The organism is Halioxenophilus sp. WMMB6 (genome assembly GCF_033283405.1).
Lineage (GTDB): Bacteria > Pseudomonadota > Gammaproteobacteria > Pseudomonadales > Cellvibrionaceae > Halioxenophilus.
Map to the genome: position 1 here is coordinate 144,768 of NZ_JAWMQR010000010.1, position 21,389 is coordinate 166,156.

The 21,389-nt window shown below is 61.8% G+C and carries 17 protein-coding genes; 12 read left to right on the forward strand and 5 right to left on the reverse strand.

Features of this window, described 5'->3' with window-relative positions; translation table 11 throughout:
- The first annotated feature begins 48 nt into the window (after nt 1-48).
- On the forward strand, nt 49-573 hold the full coding sequence (locus tag SBL51_RS19985; RefSeq protein ID WP_317932912.1) for a gamma carbonic anhydrase family protein: 525 nt from the start codon (nt 49-51) through the stop codon (nt 571-573).
- Here SBL51_RS19985 and SBL51_RS19990 read toward each other — a convergent pair.
- Complete coding sequence (locus tag SBL51_RS19990; protein WP_317932913.1) at nt 570-1,439, reverse strand: DMT family transporter; 870 nt, start codon at nt 1,437-1,439, stop codon at nt 570-572. The two genes, SBL51_RS19985 and SBL51_RS19990, sit on opposite strands and share 4 nt — an antisense overlap.
- Nucleotides 1,440-1,713: 274 nt before the next feature.
- On the opposite strand from SBL51_RS19990, the gene SBL51_RS19995 reads away from it, so the two are divergent.
- The 3 genes from SBL51_RS19995 (at nt 1,714) to SBL51_RS20005 (ending at nt 5,110) form a co-directional block, all read left to right on the forward strand.
- Complete coding sequence (locus SBL51_RS19995; RefSeq protein WP_317932914.1) at nt 1,714-2,433, forward strand: pilin; 720 nt, start codon at nt 1,714-1,716, stop codon at nt 2,431-2,433.
- A 161-nt stretch (nt 2,434-2,594) separates the two neighbouring features.
- Complete coding sequence (locus SBL51_RS20000; protein WP_317932915.1) at nt 2,595-4,088, forward strand: hypothetical protein; 1,494 nt, start codon at nt 2,595-2,597, stop codon at nt 4,086-4,088.
- Entirely contained in the window at nt 4,070-5,110 is a 1,041-nt protein-coding gene (locus tag SBL51_RS20005) for a succinylglutamate desuccinylase/aspartoacylase family protein (protein WP_317932916.1), read from the forward strand. The genes SBL51_RS20000 and SBL51_RS20005 overlap by 19 nt, the downstream gene beginning before the upstream one ends.
- Nucleotides 5,111-5,126: 16 nt before the next feature.
- Here SBL51_RS20005 and SBL51_RS20010 read toward each other — a convergent pair whose 3' ends face one another.
- Complete coding sequence (locus tag SBL51_RS20010; RefSeq protein ID WP_317932917.1) at nt 5,127-5,447, reverse strand: antibiotic biosynthesis monooxygenase family protein; 321 nt, start codon at nt 5,445-5,447, stop codon at nt 5,127-5,129.
- 28 nt (nt 5,448-5,475) lie between these two features.
- On the reverse strand, nt 5,476-7,668 hold the full coding sequence (locus tag SBL51_RS20015; protein ID WP_317932918.1) for an FdhF/YdeP family oxidoreductase: 2,193 nt from the start codon (nt 7,666-7,668) through the stop codon (nt 5,476-5,478).
- Between the two features lie 159 nt (nt 7,669-7,827).
- Between SBL51_RS20015 and SBL51_RS20020 the strand changes: the two genes are divergently transcribed.
- Nucleotides 7,828-8,520: a DUF3313 family protein gene (locus SBL51_RS20020; RefSeq protein WP_317932919.1), complete on the forward strand. Its 693-nt coding sequence runs from the start codon at nt 7,828-7,830 to the stop codon at nt 8,518-8,520.
- 19 nt (nt 8,521-8,539) lie between these two features.
- Here the strand turns inward: SBL51_RS20020 and SBL51_RS20025 are convergent, their stop codons facing one another.
- Nucleotides 8,540-9,007: a M15 family metallopeptidase gene (locus SBL51_RS20025; protein WP_317932920.1), complete on the reverse strand. Its 468-nt coding sequence runs from the start codon at nt 9,005-9,007 to the stop codon at nt 8,540-8,542.
- A 287-nt stretch (nt 9,008-9,294) separates the two neighbouring features.
- Here SBL51_RS20025 and SBL51_RS20030 point away from each other — a divergent pair, with 287 nt between their 5' ends.
- The 7 genes from SBL51_RS20030 (at nt 9,295) to SBL51_RS20060 (ending at nt 21,154) form a co-directional block, all read left to right on the forward strand.
- Nucleotides 9,295-10,182 carry a hypothetical protein gene (locus SBL51_RS20030; RefSeq protein WP_317932921.1) on the forward strand — a complete coding sequence of 296 codons (888 nt, stop codon included), beginning with the start codon at nt 9,295-9,297 and terminating at the stop codon, nt 10,180-10,182.
- 212 nt (nt 10,183-10,394) lie between these two features.
- Nucleotides 10,395-13,271, forward strand: coding sequence for an EAL domain-containing protein (locus SBL51_RS20035; RefSeq protein ID WP_317932922.1), 2,877 nt, complete (start codon nt 10,395-10,397; stop codon nt 13,269-13,271).
- A gap of 226 nt (nt 13,272-13,497) precedes the next feature.
- Nucleotides 13,498-14,853, forward strand: a complete 1,356-nt coding sequence (locus SBL51_RS20040) for a TolC family protein (RefSeq protein WP_317932923.1) — start codon at nt 13,498-13,500, stop codon at nt 14,851-14,853.
- A complete protein-coding gene (locus SBL51_RS20045) occupies nt 14,850-16,067 on the forward strand; it encodes an efflux RND transporter periplasmic adaptor subunit (RefSeq protein WP_317932924.1) in 1,218 nt (405 codons plus the stop codon). The genes SBL51_RS20040 and SBL51_RS20045 overlap by 4 nt, the downstream gene beginning before the upstream one ends.
- Nucleotides 16,060-19,206 (forward strand): efflux RND transporter permease subunit, encoded by a 3,147-nt coding sequence (locus SBL51_RS20050; RefSeq protein ID WP_317932925.1) that lies wholly within the window; start codon nt 16,060-16,062, stop codon nt 19,204-19,206. Before SBL51_RS20045 ends, SBL51_RS20050 begins: the two co-directional genes overlap by 8 nt.
- Nucleotides 19,200-19,868: a response regulator transcription factor gene (locus tag SBL51_RS20055; RefSeq protein ID WP_317932927.1), complete on the forward strand. Its 669-nt coding sequence runs from the start codon at nt 19,200-19,202 to the stop codon at nt 19,866-19,868. Before SBL51_RS20050 ends, SBL51_RS20055 begins: the two co-directional genes overlap by 7 nt.
- Complete coding sequence (locus SBL51_RS20060) at nt 19,868-21,154, forward strand: HAMP domain-containing sensor histidine kinase (protein WP_317932928.1); 1,287 nt, start codon at nt 19,868-19,870, stop codon at nt 21,152-21,154. Before SBL51_RS20055 ends, SBL51_RS20060 begins: the two co-directional genes overlap by 1 nt.
- Here SBL51_RS20060 and SBL51_RS20065 read toward each other — a convergent pair.
- Nucleotides 21,151-21,372, reverse strand: coding sequence for a hypothetical protein (locus tag SBL51_RS20065; RefSeq protein ID WP_317932929.1), 222 nt, complete (start codon nt 21,370-21,372; stop codon nt 21,151-21,153). The two genes, SBL51_RS20060 and SBL51_RS20065, sit on opposite strands and share 4 nt — an antisense overlap.
- Nucleotides 21,373-21,389 lie beyond the last annotated feature (17 nt).

The window sequence follows — 21,389 nt, forward strand, 5'->3', positions numbered from 1 at the left end:
ACATGCCCTCTACTGTTTTGATCGACAAGCTACAGAGGTGGGGGATCTATGTTTTTCAAATTGGGTGACAAACAACCGCGCAAAGGCCGAGACGTCTATGTAGCCCATAACGCCACCGTAATTGGTGATGTGGTGCTGGAGGATGAGGCGAGCGTCTGGTTTGGCGCCGTGCTGCGGGCCGATAACGACACCATCACCATCGGCGCGCAATCCAATATTCAAGAGAACGCCGTGCTGCACACCGACCCGGGCGTTAAGTTGACCCTCGGGCGTGGCATTATCGTCGGCCACCAGGCGATGCTGCACGGCTGTGAGGTGGGCGACTTTTCACTGATTGGCATGCAGGCGGTGGTACTGAACGGCGCCAAGATCGGCAAGCACTGTATTATCGGCGCCAATGCCCTGGTACCCGAGGGGATGGTGATTCCCGATGGTAGCCTGGTGGTGGGCAGCCCGGCGAAAATAAAACGCCAGTTAAGTGCCGAGCAGCAGGCCGAGCTGGAACAGGGCGCCCTGCACTATGTGGATAATGCCCGCCGCTTTATGGCCCAGCTGGAGCCGGTGGAGCTTTAACCGCTGTTGGCCCGCAGGTAGCGCCGGCCGACAATCACACAGGCAATCCCCGACAGCACCAGCAGGCTGGCCACCACCAGGCGCAGGGTGATGGGTTCCGCCGCCCAAATTAAACCGCCCATGGCGGCGAGAATGGGCACCAGCAGCTGCAACACCGCGGCCTCGGTGGCGGAGAGGCTGGGCAGCACCCGGTACCAGATGGCGTAGCCGAGCGCCGAGGTCACCGCACCGGAGGCAATGGCATAAAAGAGGCCGGCGTTGGCCGCGTGAAACTGGTAACCACTCAACAACAACCCCACCAGCAGTGCCGCCATCATCCACGGCAGCGACAAGACAAAATTGGCGCTGCTGTCGGCCACGGGTTGCTGCGACCCGCGCCCTAAATAGGTGTACCAACCCCAGCTGATGCCGGAGATCATCATTAACAGCAGTGCCGCCAATGGCGGTGCCGACACCCCAGGCAGCATCAGGTAAACCAAGCCGGCAAAGGCCAGGGCCATGCCGCTCCACTCCAGCAAGACCACCCGCGCGCCGCGCCACTTGTCGATGGCAATCAACGTTAATTGCACACTGCCAAACAGCACCAGGGCACCGGTGCCGGTATCCAGTTGCAGATAGGCCAGCGACAGCGCCAGGGCGTAGCTGAACAGGGCCAGGCCGGCCAGCAGGCGCGGCCGCAGCTCGCCTTCACCCGGCGTTCGCCGTTGCAGCTTAACCAGCAGCACCAACACCAGCGCGCCACTGACCAGGCGCACACCGGTAAAGGTGAGGGGGTCGATACTGTCGGTGAGCAGTGCCAGCCGGCAGAGGACGGAGTTGGCGGCAAAGGCGATGAGGGTGAGCAGGGTTAACACAACAATTTGCATGGCTGGGCGCTCAATGGTGCATGGTTGGGGTTGGTGCTGCAGTGAGGGCTGCGCTCTAGGGTAATGGTGTCGCTGGCGAAGTGGAAGGCGCACAAATGCGGGTGGCAGGCGCAGGGGTGGCCGGTAGTCTGGCTGCGCTTTTCTGTACCGCCGGCTAAACTCTGTAGGGCGCCCGCCGTGAGCGCTGCCTAGCGATAAATAGATAAGCCGATAATCGATAAAGAGTGGTCGAGGCCAAGGCCAATGGCCACAACCATAATTTTAGGGAGAAACTATGCAAACCTTTTGTACCACCTGTGGTAGAGAGCTGCCGGATAACCCACCACAGTGCCCGGGATGCGGCGCCATTCAGGAAAACTTCGTCTATCGCAGCCGAGTGGCGGCCTCGGCGCTGGCGGTCTTTGCCGGCATTTTTGGTGCCCACCGTTTCTATCTGGGCCAGTGGTGGGGGGTCTTTTATATCCTCTTTTTCTGGACCTACATCCCCTGGCTGGTGGGCGTGATCGAGGGCATCGTCTTTCTGGCCACCTCGCAGAAAGAGTGGAACCGGCGCTATAACCAGGGACTCTCGCTGGGCCGGGAAAAGGGCACGGTGGTGGCGGTGTTCCTGCTGATTTTGCCGGCCTTTATGGTGATTGGCATTTTGGCGGCGGTGGCCATTCCCGCCTATCAGGATTACACCGTGCGCGCGAAAACCGCCGAAGCTCAGGCGCTGGCCAGCTCTGCGCGGGCCTATGTCGAGGAGTACGTTTACGATAACCAGGAGTTGCCCAGCAATCTGGCGGCGATGGGGCTCAGTGAGGCTGACTTCAGCGGCATCAATGTGGCGTCGGTGGCGGTGGCCGATGGCGCTATCTACGTCACCCTGGACCCGTCGATGAAGGTGGAGGGCAAATTGATCTACGTGCCCACCCTGGAATATGGCGAGGTGAGCTGGAGCTGCACCGAATCGACCCTGCCGCAGAAGTATCTGCCCTCGGAGTGCCGCTGGTAGTCGCATGCGTGTTATCGGGTTGTGAAGGCGCTCGCTTGAGCGCCTTTGCTTTTTTACCCGGCCCGGTTTGATCTAGCCCGCCTCGGCCCTAACACTGGCCACGCCAACATTGCCCTCGGGCTTAAGCCGGGTTTATTCTAAAAAATTCGTTGAGCAACCGAGTGCGTGCCATGGGCCTGGCCATCAGCCAAAACCACTTCGACCCCGCCGACTACCAAGCCTTCATGGAGAAAACCCGGCGCTGTTTAACGGTGCTGCGCCAGCTGTTGGCGCAGCCGGGCTTTGGCGATGGCCCGGCCAGCCTCGGTGCCGAGGTGGAGTTCTACCTGGTTAACCCTGAGGGGCTGGTGCAGCCCATTAACACCGAGCTGGGTGAGCGGGTGCCGGACCCACTGCTCACCATGGAGCTCAACCGCTTTAATCTGGAGTACAACCTCTCGCCCCAGCCCTTTGCCGGTACCCCCTTCACCGCCTTTGAAGCGGAGTTGCAGGCGGCCACCGCGGCGATCAACCGGGCGGCCCGGCCGCTGGCCGGTGAGCTGGTCACCATCGGCATTCTGCCCACCCTCGAGCGCAGCGATTTTGGCCCCCAGTCGATGACCGACCTGCCCCGTTACCACGTGATGGCCGAGGCGCTGCGCAATCTGCGCGGCGACCCGTTTCATATCCATATCGGCGGGCCGGAGCCGCTCGATCTCTATATGGATGACGTCACCCTGGAGGGGGCCAACACCTCCTACCAACTGCACTGGCGGGTACCGGTGGCGGAGTTCGCCAACTACTACAACGCGGTGCAGTTGGCCACGCCCATTGTTCTGGCGCTGTCGGCCAACTCACCTGGGCTGTTTCAGCACCGGCTCTGGGATGAGACCCGCATCGCCCTCTTTAAACAGTCGATCGACAGCCGTACCCACATCGACAAGGCCTGGCACCTGCCGCCGCGGGTCTATTTTGGTAACGGCTGGCTGCGCCACGCCGGGGACGCCTTTGCCAGCTCGGTGGCGCTCTATCAGCCGATCATCCCGCAAACCAGTGAAGAGGAGCCGGAGGCGGTGCTGGCCGCCGGCTGCGTACCGGAGTTGGCCGAGCTGAAGCTGCACCACGGCACCACCTGGCCCTGGAACCGCGTGGTCTACGACCACCACGATGGCGGCCACCTGCGCATTGAGATGCGCGCCCTACCCTCCGGCCCCACGCCCATGGACATGAACGCCGGTGGCCTGTTTCTGGTGGGCGCGGCACTCTCACTGGTCGAGAGCATGGCCGAAATCACCGCCTTTATGCCTTTTGCCTACGCCGAACACAACTTCTACCGGGCCGCCAAGTTTGGCCTGCAGGCGGAGCTGATCTGGCCCGACCCGAGCGGTTGCCAGTTGCGTGAGTACCCGTTGTTGGAGATTGCCGAGCGGCTGCTGCCCCAGGCGCGTCAGGCACTGTCGGCCACCGCCATGGCCGAGGCTGAGGTGGCGCGACTGCTTGGCCTGATTGAAGGTCGCATCGCCAACCGCATTACCGGCGCCCGCTGGCAGACGGCGGTGGTCGAGCGGCTCAGCCGCCAGGCCAGCGGGCCGGAGGCACACCGGCAGATGCTGGCCCACTACATCGCCAACAGCCAGAGCGGCAAACCGCTGCACGAATGGACACTACCCCTGTGATTGACTATCTAAACAACCCCACGCCGGAAGAGCTTGGCCGCACGCCATTGGAGTTTTTGGCCAAACTGGAAAAGCCGACGCTGATTAACATCCGCGGCCGTGACTCCAGCCGCGTGCGGGTGATCTCCACCCTGTTGCATGGCAACGAACCCTCGGGCTTTTTTGCCGTGCACCGCTGGCTGTGCCAACAACAGGTGCCGCCGGTGAGCCTGCTCTTTTTTATCGGCAACGTTGCTGCCGCCCGCCTCTCGCCCACTTTCAGCCAGCGCCAGCTGCCCGATGGCCGGGATTTCAACCGCTGTTTCAAAGAGCCCTTCGACGGCCCGGAAGGCAAGGTGGCCGAGGCGTTTCTGGCGGTGTTGCAGGAGATAGGCCCCGAAGCCCTGGTCGATATTCACAACACCTCGGGCACCGGCCCGGGCTTTGTGGTCTCGGTGTGTAATGATCGCCGGCACCAGGCACTCACCGCCCTCTTCACCGAGCGGATGTTGTTCACCCCGCTGCGCCTGGGTTCGTTAATGGAGTACTCGGAAAACGCCGTACCCAGTGTCACCTTTGAGTGCGGCGGTGCCCAGGATGAGCACGCCCACCAGGCGGCCTGGGAGGGGTTGCTGCGCTTTATCGACTGCGCCGACCCCTTTGCCCTGCCGGAGGCGGACTGGGATATCGAGGTGCTCACCAACCCGGTGCGGGTGGAGCTGGTGGAGGATGTGACGGTGGCTTACGGCGAACGCCCGGTCAGTGGTTGCGAGGTGACGTTTAGGCCGGATATCGAACACTTCAATTTTGGTGTTATCGGCCCCGAGATTGCGCTGGGCCAGGTGGGGCCTCGGGGTTTGGCCTGTTTTCGGGTGGTCGACAGCGAAGGTCGTAATGTCTGTAATCGGGTGCTGCGGCTGGAGGCGGGCCAGCTGTTTGTCGCCCAGCCGATTAAGGCCTTTATGATCACCAGCAACGCCGAGATCGCCAAAAGTGACTGCCTGATGTACGTGGTGACCGCAGCCGGTGGTGGCTTTATCTGATCGGCAGTGAGCCGAGTCAGTGCTTACTGGCGGGTGGCAGCACCGACCACTGGGGGTCGGCATACTCGCCCAGCGGCCGGATCTCACACAGGTGGGCGACGCTGCTGATAATCGCCTTAATGGCGGCATCGGCGTTGGCCTCCATGGCATCGCGCTCCGCCTTGCTGCGCCACTCGGCGATGGCAATCAGTTTGCGTTCGTCCTGCAGGTGGCGGTGCAGATGCGTGCCGAGCGCCCCCGGCGCCTGCTGAATCAAGCTGCTGGCCGCCACCCAGGCGGCGGCGTACTCCTCCACCTGAAAGCCCGGTTTAATGGTTACCTCAAAAATAAATTTCATGGCTGCACCTCCAGGGCCTGGGGCCCGGTCAGACTGATTTGGCAACCGCCACCGGCACCGATTTAAAGGCCGGGGTTTTACTGCGCGGGTCCTGCTCGCGGCCGATGAGCACGTTGGCCTCGGGGTAGTAGGCCATCAGATTGCCCGGCGGCAGATTAAACGGCACCGCCTCCAGGGCGAGCATCTCACCGTGGCGGGAGCAGAGGTCGACCCGGTCGCCGCCGTTAATGCCCAGCCGGGTCAGATCTTCCGGCGCCATCAACACCACCCAGCGGTGCTGGGTGCCGCGATAGCTGTCTTTCTCTTCGTAAATAATGGAGTTGTACTGCCCTTCGCTGCGCACGCTCATCAGCTGGTATGGGTAGTCGTGGTCGGCCTGGCGATGGGCCTGCCACTGGTGGGCGACGAACCTGGCCCTGCCATCGGCGGTGTGAAATTGCGGCGTGTGCAGCAGACGGTTCTGCACGTGAAACTCTTTGCGCGCCACGGCGATATCGGCCAGGGGTGCCATGCCGGGAATGGTCTTGGCAATCGCCGCGCGGATCGAGTTGTGCGATTTAAACTCCGTTAAATCGACCGGGCACTCGGGCAGCAGGCGTATAGCCAGTTCACTTAGGATATCGACCTCCGGGCGGGTGTTGTCGAGCCGTTCGATGCCGCCGTCGCTCAGCCGGACATAGTTGAACATCGACTCCTGGGTGGTCGGCTGCCACTCCTCGTCGCGGGCGGTGACCGGCAGGATCAGGCTTTCCCCGGACTCCACGCCATGGACATGGCCGCGATTGAGGCTGGTGGTTAAAAAGAGCTTAAAGGGGATGCGATCGAGCGCCTGTTCCGCCCAGCTGGAGTCGGGAGTCGCCTCAAACAGGTTACCACCCATAATCAGCGCGGCATCGATATTGCCTTCGGCGGCGGCGGTAAGGCAGGCCAGGGTGTCCAGGCCGGGGCTGGTGGGCAGGCTCACGCCCAGGTGCTGCTCGATATTGGCGAACACCTGGCGGTCGAGTACCGGCTTCACGCCGATGGTGCCTATGCCCTGCACATTGCTGTGGCCGCGCAGGGGCAAGAGCCCGGCCGAGGGTTTGCCGACCATGCCGCGCAGCAGCGCCAAGTTGGCAATGGCCTCGACATTCTCCGCCCCGTGGCGGTGGTGGGTTATGCCCATGCCCCAGGCAAAGACGGCGTTGTTGGCCTGGGCGTAAAAGCGGGCCACCTCCATGATTGCCGGCTGGGTGATGCCGGTGGCGTGGGTGATCGCCTCCCAGCTATCGTTCTCCAGCTGTTGCCGGTAGTCGGCAAAGCCCTGGGTGTGGGCGCTAATGAAGGGGTGATCACAGGCGTCGAGCTCGAGCAGTGCCTTGCCGATGCCGGCCAACAGCGCTGCGTCGCTGCCGATATTGGGCTGCAGATAGTGGCTGGCGATCTCACTGCCGCCGGCAATCAGTGAGCTGGGACTCTTCGGCAGGGCGAAGCGGACCAGACCCGGCTCCTTGGCGGGGTTGATCACCACCACCTGGCCACCGCGGTCGCGACAGGCCTTCAGTTGATGAATAAAACGCGGGTGGTTGGAGGCCGGATTGGCACCGATAACAAAGATCAGGTCGCACCCGGGCAGGTCGGCCAGCTCCACCGTGGCGGTGCCGGTGCCTATGGTGGTGCCCAGGCCGACGCCGGTCGCCTGGTGGCAGTAGTAGGAGCAGTTATTAACGTTATTGGTGCCGTACAGCCGGGCCAGCAGCTGTAACAGAAAGCCCGCTTCGTTGGAGGAGCGGCCGGAGGAGTAAAAGAACGTGCGCTGGGGTTGGCTGGCGGCAAAGCGTTCACTGGCCAGAGTGATCGCCTCGGGCCAGTCGATGGCGGTGAAATGGTCGCTGCCGGCGGCTTTGTAGAGTGGCTGGTTGAGCCGGCCCAGGCGGTCCATCTCGCGCCCGGTGAGCTTCTGGAACTCCGCCAGGGGGTGCTCGAACACCGCCGCCGGTATTGCCGCCCGGTTGTCACTCGCCTGGGCCTGCACACTCTTATTGCAGACGGCGGGAAACTCGCCCAGTTCGTTGGTCATACCACCCGCCTGGCCGCCCATGCCGAGGCCACAGGCTTTGCAGGTATTGTGGCTGGTGAGTGCCTTGGCACTTTTGGTCAGACCAATACGGCGTACCGTATCGAGGGTATAGAGAATTTTCTTAAAGCCACCGCCTACGGGTGGTTGGCGCAGTTCGCTCATCTTGTTACAGCTTGCCTTTCGTCGATCTTAAACAGGGGGCTAGCTTAGTACGTTCTGTCGCGCAGGTATACGAGCGTTCAAAATGGAGCCGGGGCGAAACTTGCACGTGCTCGAGCCGCTCTAAAGCGTTATTTTTCCCCGGATTCAGGTACTCCTAGCATGAAAATCACCTCTCGCCCCCTGCTAACCCCCCTCCTCCTGGCCGGCGCACTGCTGCTGTTACTGGCCGGTTGCACGGCGCTTGGCACCGAACCGGTGGCGGTCAGCCACGATGGCCTGCAGCGGGTTGAGCAGGACGCCTTCGATGCCGTCTACCGTAAACCGGGGCTTGATCTGAGCAGTTACCAGCAGGTGCAGATTGAAACCTGCCAGGTAAGCCTGAAGAGCAACTGGCTACGCGACCAGAACCAGCGCAGCCACGAACTGAACCGGCGGGTTACCGATGAGGATGTCGCCAAAATAAAGTCGACCCTGGCGGGGCTGTGCAACGAGATCTTTACCGAAAAGCTGACCGGCAACAGCCATTTTCAGCTGGTGAGCGAACCGGGCGAGGCGGTATTGCAGCTGACGCCCTCGATTATCGACCTGGATATCCAGGCACCGGATGTCGACCGTCTGGGCAATACCCGCACCTACGTCACCTCCGAGGGGAGCATGACGTTGGTGTTGGAGGCGCGCGACGCTATTACCGGCGAGATACTGGGCCGGGTGGTGGATAAACACAAAGGCCACGGCCAGGGTTACCTTACCTGGACCAACGCCGCCATTCAGAAGCAGGAGGCGAAACGGCTCCTGCGCAGCTGGGGCGATGCCCTCAACCGGATGGCGGAGCAGGCCTGGCCTGCGCCCTGATGGTGCCGGCCGTTAAATGTCAGGCCGGGTAGCGGGCGCTAGGCAGCTCAAAGTGGGGGCCGTCGAGAAAGGCGCTTTTACCCGCCGCCCGGCGCCGCTCGCTGTAGGCCTGTACCATAGCCTCGGGGTGGTCGCCGGCGCTGGTGAAGTCGATATCCCAGGCACCACCCCAACGCAAGGGCACGTCGCACAGCTGCGCCGCGGCGTGCATCGCTTCGGCAATTTTATAGATGGGCGGCCACTCCCAGCGCAATTTACCGTTGATATAGGGCACCAGGTCCACGGCGTGGCCGGTAATGTGGCGTGAGTTTAAGGTTTTGCTCACTCCCCGATTGACCAGCTCCTGCTGCTCCGCCTGGCTGCGAATGCCATCGTGCACGCTGAAATCCTGGGTGGTTATCTCGATGGCCTTCTCCACAACCCGGATCAGGTCGGGATGGACGCCTACCAGCTCCTGGCGGGAGCGCGAGCCGAGTGAATACGCCATAACACCTCCTATTCTTATCGTTTATTTTGATACTGAGGATGATCGACGAGGCCTGGTTTGCTGCAAAAAGGGGTAACTGCAAAACGGGATTACAGCAAAACTGAGTTACGGCAACCGCTACCGTCGATCTTGCTGACTACAATTACAGACAGTGTGCAGGCTGTGCGGAAAATACCAGGCGATTGTAGCGCCCCTCTGCTGCCCGGGACAGTAACCGCGGGGCCAGCACTAAAGTAGTGATCACCAGGCACCGGGCCGCCAGTGGCCGCCGCAACCGGGAGTGAGCCATGACCAGCGCCGATATTCTCGCTATGCAACCCATCGCCAAACCCTGGTTGCAGTGGTACACCGGTTTGGACCACCTCTTCTACGACGTTGGCAAGCTGAGCGACGACGAGCAGGCCGGCCTGCTGCAGCAGCCGGAGGCAGAGGGGTCGCTGGTGATTGTGCCGCCGGGCGCTAGCGGCCGGGCAATTCAACACCGCCAGAGTGCGGCGGAGTTTCTGGCGAAAGATAGTAAAGCCGTCTCCGCCCTGGTGGTGGCCGGCGTCGGCAGCTCGGTGCTGGGTACCGCGGCGCTGGCGCGCAATGTCGCCAATGCCTATCAAATCGATGTCGCCGGCATCGTCTCTGGCCACGGCTATCTCGACCTGCTGTCGGAGGCCCTGGGCGGCTTCTTCTTCTACGGCTATACCGACCACTACCGGCAGCTGGCCCGCCATTTTTGCAACACCTTTGCCCTCGGCTGCCGGCGCGCTTTTGCCCGGTCGCCTCGGCCGGCCTTAAACGAACAGGCCGGCTACGCCCGGGATGTGTCTGCCTTGATCGAGATCCTCAACGCCGATTTTGCCAATCTGAAGCTGTTGGTTGGCCACAGCAAGGGCGACCTGATTCTCGACTATGCCCTGGAGAGGTTTGTCGCCGGTTGCCGGCCTGGCCGGCGGGCGCTGTTTGCGCGGTTGCAGGTTGTCACCTTTGGCGCGGTGGTGGATATCCCCAAGCGCTTCCGGCGGGTACACCAATTTATTGGTGACATGGACCCGTTTGGCTGGCTTAACTCCCGCAACTACGTCGACCACCAGTTTGTTCCGGGCGCCTGGCACCACCTCAACACCGAATTGCCCTTCCACCTGGATGTCGAAGCCGTACTTACCGAGCAGCTGCCGCTGGCCTGAAGCCGATACTGCGCACTCGGCCAATGATGGCACTACCCTGCAAACCACTAAGCCGTAGAACAGCTAAGCTTCTGGCGCCAGTTTCATTGCGTTTTCGGGAAAACAACTATACTAAAATGAGATCAGTGTCTCAGATTCTGGCAAACACTAGAATCGGGACTGCTATTGCGATGGATTGCCACTAAAAAATAACTGGCGAGGCACCCCTGGCAGTGGGCAAATCGGTTCTCTACGTTGAAGACGATGTGGTTCAGGCCACACTCATTCAAGGCCTGTTGGAAGATGAGGGTTACAGCGTTGTGCACGCCGAAGATGGCGCTGCCGCGCTCGAGCTGTTGGCGCACAACAGCTTCGACGTCATTCTCACAGACCACTACATGCCCGCCATGAACGGTGTGCAGCTGATTGAGACCATCAATCAGCGTGCGATTGGCGTACCGGTGGTGATCATGACCGCGGCCAATGATATCAGCCTGGCCTTTGCCGCCCTGAAGGCGGGGGCCGCCGATTTTATCGCCAAGGATATGGAGGGTAACTACCTCGCCATCATTGAGCAGGTGCTCGCCCGGGCGATAGAGAAGCACCGCTTGGCCGCGGAATCGGCCGCACTGAAGCAGCGCCTGGCGCTGGTGCAGAATCTGGCGCGTACCACTCTCGATACCCTCAAACAGGGGGTGGTGGTACTCGACGGTGAGCATAGCATCCGCTACTGCAACCGCCAGTTCAAAGAGCTGTTTGGTGTGCCAACCAATGAAGAGGTGATCGGTTACAGCGGCGAGTGGCTGGTTAACCTCATCGCCCAACGAGCCCAGGTCAATGGCCTGGTTGAACAGACCAAGGCGGTGCGCCTGCTGCTGCATGCCTTGGAAGACTCCCGTATCCGCATTGAGCTGATGGTGGGTGATACCACCCTGGCGATGTTGGCCACCACGCTCGAAAACGAGATCAACGTCTACACCTTTTCCGATATCACCCACGAGCGCGCCCAGCTCAACGCTATCCACGCCATTATTGAACACGCCCCGGTGGCGATGATGGTGCTCTCTAAGTATGGCTCGGTGGTGATGACTAACCAAAAGGCAGGTCAGCTGCTACAGGCGACACCGGAGGAGCTGGTTAACCGCGATATCCGCACCTTTGTGCCGGCCCTGGGGCAGCGCGAGGCGGCCGGTGAGTTGGGAATCGGCTTTACCGTGCAGGAGAATGGCGAGTGGCAGGGCTCCGCCGACCTGGTGGTGGTCACCAGTGAAGGCGCCACCATCCCGGTGGAGATGGCGCTGCAGAGCCTGCGCACCAACGATCAGGACCGCATCCTGGCCACCATTGTCGACATCAGCCACCGCAAGCTGGCCGAACAGGCCATGCGCCGCGCCAATCAGCTGACCCAGTCCATCGTCGAACACTCCCCCTTCGCGCTGGTGGCGACCGACACCCAAGGTGAGATCATCGCCGTGAGCCCGGCATTGGAGACCATGTTGGGTTATCGAAGGGATGAGTTGGTTGGCCGGCAAAAGGCGACCATTTTTCACGAGCCGACCGAGCTGCAGGTGCGCGCGGCGGCCCTGTCGAGCGAATGGGGAGCAGAGGAGCCCTCGGAGTTCGAGGCCGTGGTCGAGAAGGCCAGCCTGGGTATCGTCGAGGGCAGTGAATGGATCTATCAGCGCAAGGATGGCTCCTCTTTTCCGGTTAATTTAACCGCCACTCAACTGCGCAGCGAAGACGGCACCGTCACCGGCTATCTGCTGGTCTCCTACGACATTACCGAGCAGAAAAAGGCCCACGAATACATCGAATTTATCGCCCACCACGACGGTCTCACCGGCCTGCCCAATCGCAACCTGATGCGCGATCGTCTGGAATACTCCCTGCACCGGCTGGCGCGCACTGGCAAGCGCATGGGGGTGTTGATGATGGACCTGGACTACTTCAAGCGCATTAACGACACCTTAGGCCACCTGGCTGGCGATCAGCTGCTGGTGGCGGTGGCCGAGCGACTGCAGCAGGCGGTGCGCCGCTCAGATACCGTCTGCCGCATGGGCGGTGATGAGTTTGTGGTGCTGCTGCCCGACATCAACAGTGCCGACGACGCCGAGCAGGTGTGCCGCAAAATTCTGGATATGTTGGTACAACCCATCCAGCTCGGGCGCCATCAACTGGTGGTGACGCCCAGTATCGGCGTCAGTATGGCGCCCGACGACGGTACCAGCAGCGAGACCCTGCTCAAGCATGCCGACATCGCCATGTACTACGCCAAGCAGACCGGCCGCAACGGTTACCAGATTTTCAGTTTGGACATGGTCCAGGCCAATCAGGAGGAGCAGGCTATTGAACAGGCGCTGCAGGCGGCGCTGCACAATGGCCATCTCGATCTTCACTATCAACCGCAGGTCGACCTGGCCAGCGGCAATGTGGTCGGCTTTGAAGCGTTGATTCGCTGGGTCGACCCGGCCCGCGGGGTGGTGGCGCCGGCGCAGTTTATCCCGCTGGCGGAGACCACCGGCTTTGTCATCAAGCTCGGCGAGTGGGTACTCGAGCGCGCCTGCGCCGATATCAAACGGCTTAACGACCGCTATCAGCATAAGCTCTATGTGTCGGTGAATGTCTCGCCCCGCCAGTTCGAAGATAACCAATTTGTCGCCAGTGTTGAGAACGCCTTGGCAGCCAGTAACCTGCCGGCCTCGAGCCTGCAGTTGGAGATTACCGAGGCGCTGCTGGTGGCCGAGTCGGCCAGTGTCAAAAAGCGTTTAACGCAACTGCGCGAGATGGGGGTGACCATTGCCATCGATGACTTCGGCACCGGCAACGTCGGCCTCGGCAGCGTTACCCAGTTTCCGATCGACCGCCTGAAAATTGATCGCCGGTTCATGCGCCTGGACATCAAAAGCAACCAGGCGGTGGTGGCGGCCATTTTGGCCATGGCCCAGGGCATGGAGCTTGAGGTGCTGGCCGAGGGAATCGAGAACCGCGAACAGTTGAATTTTGTGCGCCAGCTGGGCTGCAGTCTGGCCCAGGGCCACTACTACTACCCGGCGCTGTCGCTGGCCGAGGTGGGCACGCTGCTGCAGACCGACCAATCCGCCAATCTGTAAGTTAAGCGCAGCCGCGCCGGTTACCGTTTAAAACTGAGTACCACCTGCAAGTCCCCGGCCGCGCGCAGCGGTCCACCTCATTGATCATCCCCCCCCCTTTCTCCCAAGCCAGTTGGCGGACACGCAAGTTAAGGATAAGCGGACGCTGCGGACAGTGGCTGACCCTTAACCGGTTATTAACCTCGCTTTGGTTAATCTAGTGTTATTAACCTTACCAGAGCGAGCCATGAACAAATTTCTACTCGGTATTTTGAGCCTGAGCCTGAGCCTGGCCGGTTGTGCGGTGCTGGGGCCGGATACCGACTACACGGCGCAAGCCGACCAGGCGCAGCTGGCGGTGAGCGGCCAGGCTGCAGGCGATAAAGAACCCGTGGCGGCCAACACCCTGCTCAACCAGCTGCTGCCTTCGGCCGAGCTGGATAGCCTGCTGCAACAGGCCTACGTGGCCAACCCCTCCCTCCAGCAGATGCAACTGGCGCTGCAGATCAGCCAGGCGCAGTGGCGTCAGGCCAACGGCGGCCGCCTGCCCAGTGCCGCGCTGACGGTCGATGCCAGCAAAGCCGAAGGCGGTGAAGCCAGCTACGCTGCGGCGTTCAATATCAGCTGGCAGATTGATCTCTGGCGCACGCTCAGTGATCGCAGCCAGGCGGCGGCGAAGAGCGTCGAGCAGCAGGCCTGGTTGTACCAGGCGGCAGAAGATTCACTGGCTGCCCAGGTGATGCAGAGCTGGCTGTTGCTGATCAACCTGCAGCAGACCATCGCCATTGGCGAGCAGCGCATTGCCACCTTGGCCAGTAACGAAGCCTTTATTGTGCAACGCTACCGCAACGGCCTGGGCAGCCTGGATGACCTGGACAGCGCGCGTACCTCTTTGGCCAGCGCCCGCGCCAGTCAGGAGGCCAACCACCAGGCGCTGGCCGAAGCCCGGCGCAGCTTACAGCGGCTGTTGGGGCAGAGTGAGCCGGTGCCGGTGCCCGCGGCCGAGTACCCCGAGGTGTTGCTGCCCCTGGCCGACCTGCCCGAGCAGCGCTTGCGCCTGCGGCCGGATCTACTGGCGGCTTACGCCGCCATTGAGGCCGCCGATTTCACCAGCCGAGCCGCCTACAACGATCTGCTGCCCAGTCTCAACCTGCAGGCGGCGCTGAGTGATGTGGCCAGCAACCCCCGCGATGCCCTGCTCACCGATCCGGTCTGGTCACTGCTGGCCAACTTAACGGCGCCGCTGTTTAACGGCGGCCAGCTGCGCGCCAGTGCCAAAATTGCCGAGTTACAGGCGGCCGAGAGCTACCAGAGCTATCGCGACACCCTGCTTACCGCGGTGACGGAGGTGGGCAACGCCCTGGATTTGGAGCAGAGCCTGGGCCGCCAGCAGAGCTATACCGAAAGCGCCCTGGCCAGCGCCCACAACACCCTCAAACAGTATCAAAACAGCTATCGCTCCGGGTTGGTCTCGGTGCTGGACCTGCTCTTGGTGCAGCAGACCAGCTACGACCTGGAGAGCGAACTGAACAATTTAATCTACCAACGGCTGAGTAATCGCATCACTCTGGGCTTGGCGTTGGGTTTAGGAGTAGAGCGATGAGTCTAACCCGTTTGCGACACCACCCCCGCCGCCTCAGCCTGGCGATTGCGTTGGTTTGTCTGACCGGCGTCACCAGCCTGGTGATGGCCAACCTGAGTGGCCCGCCCATGCCGCCTGCGCCCCAGGCGAATGCCAGTGTGGCGGCCGAGGTGAGTGTGGTGACGGTGAGCGCCGATGAGTATCAGGCCCAGGTGAGTGGCTTTGGCGCCGCCGACCCCCACTACAGCCTGGCCGTGACCGCCAAGGTGAGCGGTTACATTGAGCAGCTGGCCGATAACTTCGAGGCGGGTGCCGTGGTCCGCCAGGGCGAGCAGTTGGCCGCCCTCGATGACACCGAATACCGTGCCCAGCTGGCGGCGGCCAAGCAGGCGCTGAGCCAGGCGCAGCTGACCCTGATCGAGGAGCAGCGCCAGGCGCAACAGGCGCGCACTGAGTGGCAGAGCTCGGGCCTGGGTGGCGAGCCGGACTCACCGCTGGTGCTGCGCCAACCCTATGTCGAGGCGGCGCGCAGCGCGGTCGCCAGTGCCGCCGCCGAGGTGGCCAACGCCGAGCGCAACCTCAGCTACACCCAGGTGCTCGCGCCGTTTGATGGTTTGGTGGTGGCCAGAGATATCGCCCCCGGCGGCTACGTGCAGGCCGGCGGCCAGTTGGGCACCCTCTACAGCAGCGACCGGGTGGAGATCAAACTCAGCCTCTCCGCGTTGGAGTGGCAGCAGTTGCCCAGCGCCGAGCAGATGATCACCGACCGGCAGCCGGTCACCGTCGCCAGTGTCGATGGCGATGGCCAGTGGCAGGGCTATGTTATTCGAGCCGAGCAGCACCTCAATGGCGAAACCCGCCAGCGCGCCCTGATTGTTGCCGTTGATCAACCGCTGGCGGCGGCCCAACCACTGCTACCGGGGGCGTTTGTGTCGGTGGCCATCCCGGGTCGGGCGCTGGCCGGACTCTGGCGCCTGCCGAGTTCAGCCCAGAGCCAACGGGGTGAGATCTGGTACGTGGCGGACGACAGCACCCTGGCCAGCTTCACCGCCAAGCCGCTGTTTGGCGATGGTGAGTTTATCTATGTGGCGCCGCCGGTAGCATTGCTGGCGGGCAGCCGCCAGGTGTTGATTCACCCCTTAAACGGCTACCTGCCCGGTTTGGCGGTAGTGGCCAAAGAGCGCCCAGCCCAACAGCTGGCCGGTGCAGCGGTGGAGGAGCCTAGTCGTGGTTGAGCCCAATAACCAAAAAGGGATTATCGCCTGGTTTGCCAGCAATCCGGTGGCCGCCAATCTGCTCATGATCATCGTCATTCTGATGGGGTTGTTTACCGTTAACAGCCTGCGCCGGGAGGGGTTTCCGAGCTTGGAGCCCGACACCGTCACCGTCTCGGTCAACTACCAGTCCGGTTCCGCTAGACAGTCGGAAGAGAGCTTGGCGATGAAGATCGAAGATCAGCTGGAGGATGTCGCCGGGATTAAATCGATCACCAGCTCGGCCAATGGCAGCGGTGCCTCGGTGCGCATTAAAAAGCAGTCGGGCTATGACCTGGAGCAGCTGCTGCAGGATGTGAAAACCAAGGTCGATGCCATCTCCAGCTTCCCCACCGACGCCAAAAACCCGGTGGTACAGAAGTCAGAGCGCGAAGAACACGCCCTCTGGTTACAGCTCTACGGCGATGTCGACCGCCACACACTGCAACAGCTGGCCGAGTCTCTGAAGGAGGATCTGCTGGCCAAGGGCGCCATCAGCCGGGTGAGTATCTCCGGCTGGTTGGACCCAATGCTGGAGGTGGAGATCGACGAGGGTCGCCTGCAGGCCTATGGTCTGAGCCTGACCGATGTCGAAAATGCCATTAACCAGGGCTCCAGCACACCGCTGACGGCGGTGCTGCGCAATGAGACCACCTATCTGCAACTGCAGGCCTCCAAGCAGGCCTATGTGGCGGCGGACTTCGCCGGTATCGCCCTGCTCACCACCAGCGATGGCCAGACCATCCGCCTGGGCGACGTGGCCACCATCCGCGACGGCTTTGACGACAGCACCTCGGTGCTGTCGCGCTTTAATGGCCACGACAGCCTGGCGGTGGAGGTGGTTACCGCCGGTGATGGCGATATCACCGACACCGCCAACGCTGCCCGTGAAGTGGTGGCGGAGTGGCTAGGTGAGGGCAAGCTGCCGGCGGCGGTTTCGCTCACCAGCTGGTTCGACTCGAGTACCAATATCAATGATCGCCTGGACCTGATGGTGCGCAACGCCATCGGCGGTATTGTCCTGGTGTTTATCCTGCTGGCGCTGTTTCTCAATGTGCGGGTGGCCCTGTGGGTGGCGGCCGGGCTGCCGTTTATCTTTTTTGGCACGCTCTATCTGATGGGCGACAGTGGGTTGGGGCTAACCCTCAACTCCTTTACCACCTTCGGTTTTATCATGGCGCTGGGGATAGTGGTGGACGACGCGGTGGTGGTGGGCGAGTCCGTCTACACCACCCGCCGGGCCCACGGTGATACCCTGGCCAACACCGTTTTGGGCACCCAGAAGGTGGCAGTGCCGACCCTGTTCGGTGTCTTTACCACCGTGGCGGCCTTTTTTGCGCTGGCCAATATCCAGGGTCATCTGGGCAACCTCTACTCCCAGTTCGCCCAGGTGGTGGCCGCCTGTCTGGTGCTCTCGATTGTGGAATCGAAGCTGATTCTGCCCTCCCACCTGGCCCATCTCGATACCCGCGAGCGGCCGGCCAAAAACCCATTGGCAGCGCTCTGGCAGGTGTGTCAGAAAGCGGCCGATGGCGTCCTGCAGTGGTTTAACCAACGCTGCTATCGGCCGCTGATTGGCCTGGCCCTGCACCATCGCTACACCGTACTAACCCTCTTTTTTACGCTGTTTGTGCTGGTTATGACCATGCCCTTCACCGGCGCCGTGCGCTTGAGCTTCTTCCCCGATATCCCCGGCGATACCGTGCGTGCCGAGCTGGAGATGGTCAAAGACGCCAGCTTCGGGCTCACCCATCAGGCCCTGCTGCAGATTGAAAATGCCGCCTACGAGAGCGACAAGGCCCTCACCGGCAAGGCGGCGAGTGACAACATCGCACACCTGCAGCTGTTATCAGAGGATGATCAGTCGGGCACCGTTACCGTCGAGCTGAGTGACCAGGCGCCCTACGATATCGAGACCTTCACCCGCCAGTGGCGGCAGTTGGTGGGCATGCCGGAGGGGGTGCGCAGCCTGGCGGTACAGAATGCGCCCCGCTTTGTCGATGCCGTGCGCATTGAGCTGCGCTCCGACAGCGACACCACCCTGGCCCAGGCGGGTGCGGCCTTCCGCCGTGAGTTGGCCAATATCGGCGGGGTCAGTGGCATTGAAGACAACCTCGACCCAGGCCAGCCGCAGCTCAACCTGGTGCTCAATGCCCAGGGCAAGGCACTTGGCCTAACCACCGAGGAGCTGGCCACGCAGGTGCTGCAGGCCTTCAGTGGCAAGGTGGTGCAACGCTATCAGCGCAACAGCGATGAGATTGAGGTGAAGGTGCGCTACCCGGAAGCAGACCGCAAAAATGCCGCCGATGTGCTGAGTGCCAAGGTGCGCACCGACGATGGCACGGTGCTGCCGCTGTCGGCGGTGGCCGATGTCAGCTACGGCTACACCCGCGATAGCATCAACCGTATCGACGGCAAGCGCGCGGTCTACGTCAGTGCCGATGTCGATAAAGAGACCTTGTCGGCCACCGAACTGGTGCAGCGCCTGTCGGCCGAGGTGGCGCCGCGCCTGGAGCGGGAGTTTCCCGGCCTGGACATTCACTTTGCCGGCGAGGCCGAAGAGCAGGCCGAGACCCAAGCCTCCATGGTGCAGATGTTTTTGCTGGCGCTGTTGGCGATCTACATGCTGATTGCCATTCCCTTGCGCTCCTACGTGCAGCCGCTGTTGATCATGACCGCCATCCCCTTCGGCGTGGTCGGTGCCATCATCGGCCACTGGCTGTACGGTATACCCTTGGGCATTCTGTCGCTGAATGGCATCATCGCGCTCAGTGGTGTGGTGGTTAACGATAGCCTGCTGCTGGTCTCCACCTTTAACGAAAACCACCGCGACAGCGACGACCTGTTCAGTGCCATCACCGAAACCTGCAGCAGTCGCCTGCGGGCGGTGCTGCTCACCTCGGTGACCACCTTTGCCGGGCTGATGCCGCTGCTGGGTGAAACCTCGCTGCAGGCGCAGTTTTTAATACCGGCGGCCATCTCCCTCGGCTACGGTATTCTGTTTGCCACGCTCATCACCCTGGTGCTGATACCAACCCTGTTGGCGGTGCAGCACGATGTGATAGCGTTGCTGCAGAAACTTAAACCGAACCCGGCGACACCTGTGACCGAAATATGCTGACCGTACTTCTGGTAGAAGATGACCTCGATCTGGCCGCCACCGTGGTTCAGTACCTGAGCCTGGAGGGGGTTGAGTGCGACCACGCCAGCAATGGCGTGGCCGGCCTGGAGTTGATGCGCCGCCAGCAATACGATGTGCTGCTGCTCGATCTCAACCTGCCCAAGCTGGATGGCTTAAGTGTCTGCCAGCAGCTGCGCCGCGACGGCAACGATACCTCAATCCTGATGTTAACCGCCCGCGATCAGCTGCAGGACAAGCTGGCGGGGTTTGACTCGGGTACCGACGACTACCTGGTCAAGCCGTTTGAGCTGCAGGAGCTGGTGGTGCGCATTAAGGCCCTGGCCAAGCGCCGCAGTGGCCAAACCCGTGTGCTGCGCTGGGCCGACCTGGAGATGAACCTCGACAGCAAACAGGTGACCCGGGCAGGCCGGCCGATAAAGTTATCGCCCCTGGCCTGGCAGCTGCTGGAAGAGCTGATGCGGGCGGCACCGGCGGTGGTCGCGAAAGCGCAATTGGAGCAGAGTCTGTGGGGCGATGACCTGCCCGACAGCAACGCCCTTAAGGTTCATCTGCACCATCTGCGTAAAGCCTTGGCAGGCGCTGACGCGGTGGTCGAGACGGTGGCCGGTCAGGGCTTTGCGCTGCGCGGAGGCGGCCACTGATGCAACTGAAACTGAGCCTGCGCTGGGCGGTACTGCTCACCTTTGCGACGGTGGTGCTGGTGTTGGTGGTCGGCTACTCGATGCTGTCGGCGGACTACTTTCGCCGGGGTATGGACAACATCGTTTCGCTCAATATGGAGAGCACCGTCAAGGTCTACCTGGCGCGGGTGCCGCCGGCCGAGCGCACCCAGGTGGCTACCGTGTATGGCCTGCAGATCACGCCGGGCTGGGAGCTGCTGCCGGAAGCGCTGCGCCAGCAGTTGGGGCAGCCGCCCAAGCGCCATGAACAGCTGCTAACGGTGTTTGGTGAGCAGCTGGATGATCAGCAGCGCCCCTCCCTCACCTTCGTCTTTCCCTACCAGATAGAGAACAACTGGATCTACGCCACCTACGCGGTGGATCCCGACAAGGTCTCGGATCTTGTCGCCCGCAACACCAACGCCAGTCTCATCAAGTTGGCGGTTATCGGTATCGCCAGTGCCACCCTGCTGAGCCTGGTGGTCTGGCTGATTCTGCTGTGGGTCTCCCGGCCGGTCATGCGCCTGGGTAACTGGACCCGCCAGCTGAACCCCCAAACCCTGCGTCAACCGGTGCCCAGTTTTGGCTTCCCGGAGTTAAACGAGTTGGCACTGTTGATCCGTGACAGCCTCTCCTCGGTGCAGCAGAGCCTGGAGCGCGAACACAGCTTTTTACGCCACACCAGCCATGAGTTGCGTACCCCCATCACCACCATTCGCAACAGCGTCGAATTGATGCGCAAACTGGAGCAAAACCCGGAACTCGCCCAAGCCCAGTACCCGCAGGTGATCGACCGGCTCGACCGTGCCAGTTTGAATATGAAATACCTGACCGAAACCCTGTTGTGGTTATCGCGCGATAACGTCGAGCGGCTGCCGGAGACGCCGGTGGATCTGGCGCAGCTGCTGCAACAGCTGGTGAGTGAGATGAACTACCTGCTGCAGACCAAACCGGTGACGGTGGTGCTGACCACCGAGCCCGGCCAATACCGATTACCCGCGGTAGCGGCGCGGATTGTCTTGGGTAATTTGGTGCGCAACGCCTTTCAGCACTGCTGGGAGGGGGAGATCACTATTTTGCAACAGGGGCCGGTGGTGGCCATCAGCAACCCCATCTACGCCGAGAGCGACATCGGTGAACAGGGTTTTGGTTTGGGGTTACAACTGACGCAACAGCTCTGCCAACGCCTGCACTGGCCGTTGAGCTTGTCGGCTGAGCGGGAACACTACCAGGCGCGGGTGGCGTTTCCGGTTAGCCAAGCGGGCTAATCGCGCAGCTTGGTCATACCAACAAAACGATTGAGAATGGTCTGAAACTCCTCCTTGCTGATATCCACCATTTCGCATACCCGGCCGTAGAGCATGATGGTCGGCACATTGCGATTGTTCAGCTCTTTTTGGGTTTGCTGCAGGCAGACCAAAATGGCCCGCTCCTTTTTGGTTAAACCGTCGCGGACATCGGGAATATCGTCAAAGTTGTTGTTCACGCTTCCTCCCGGCATTT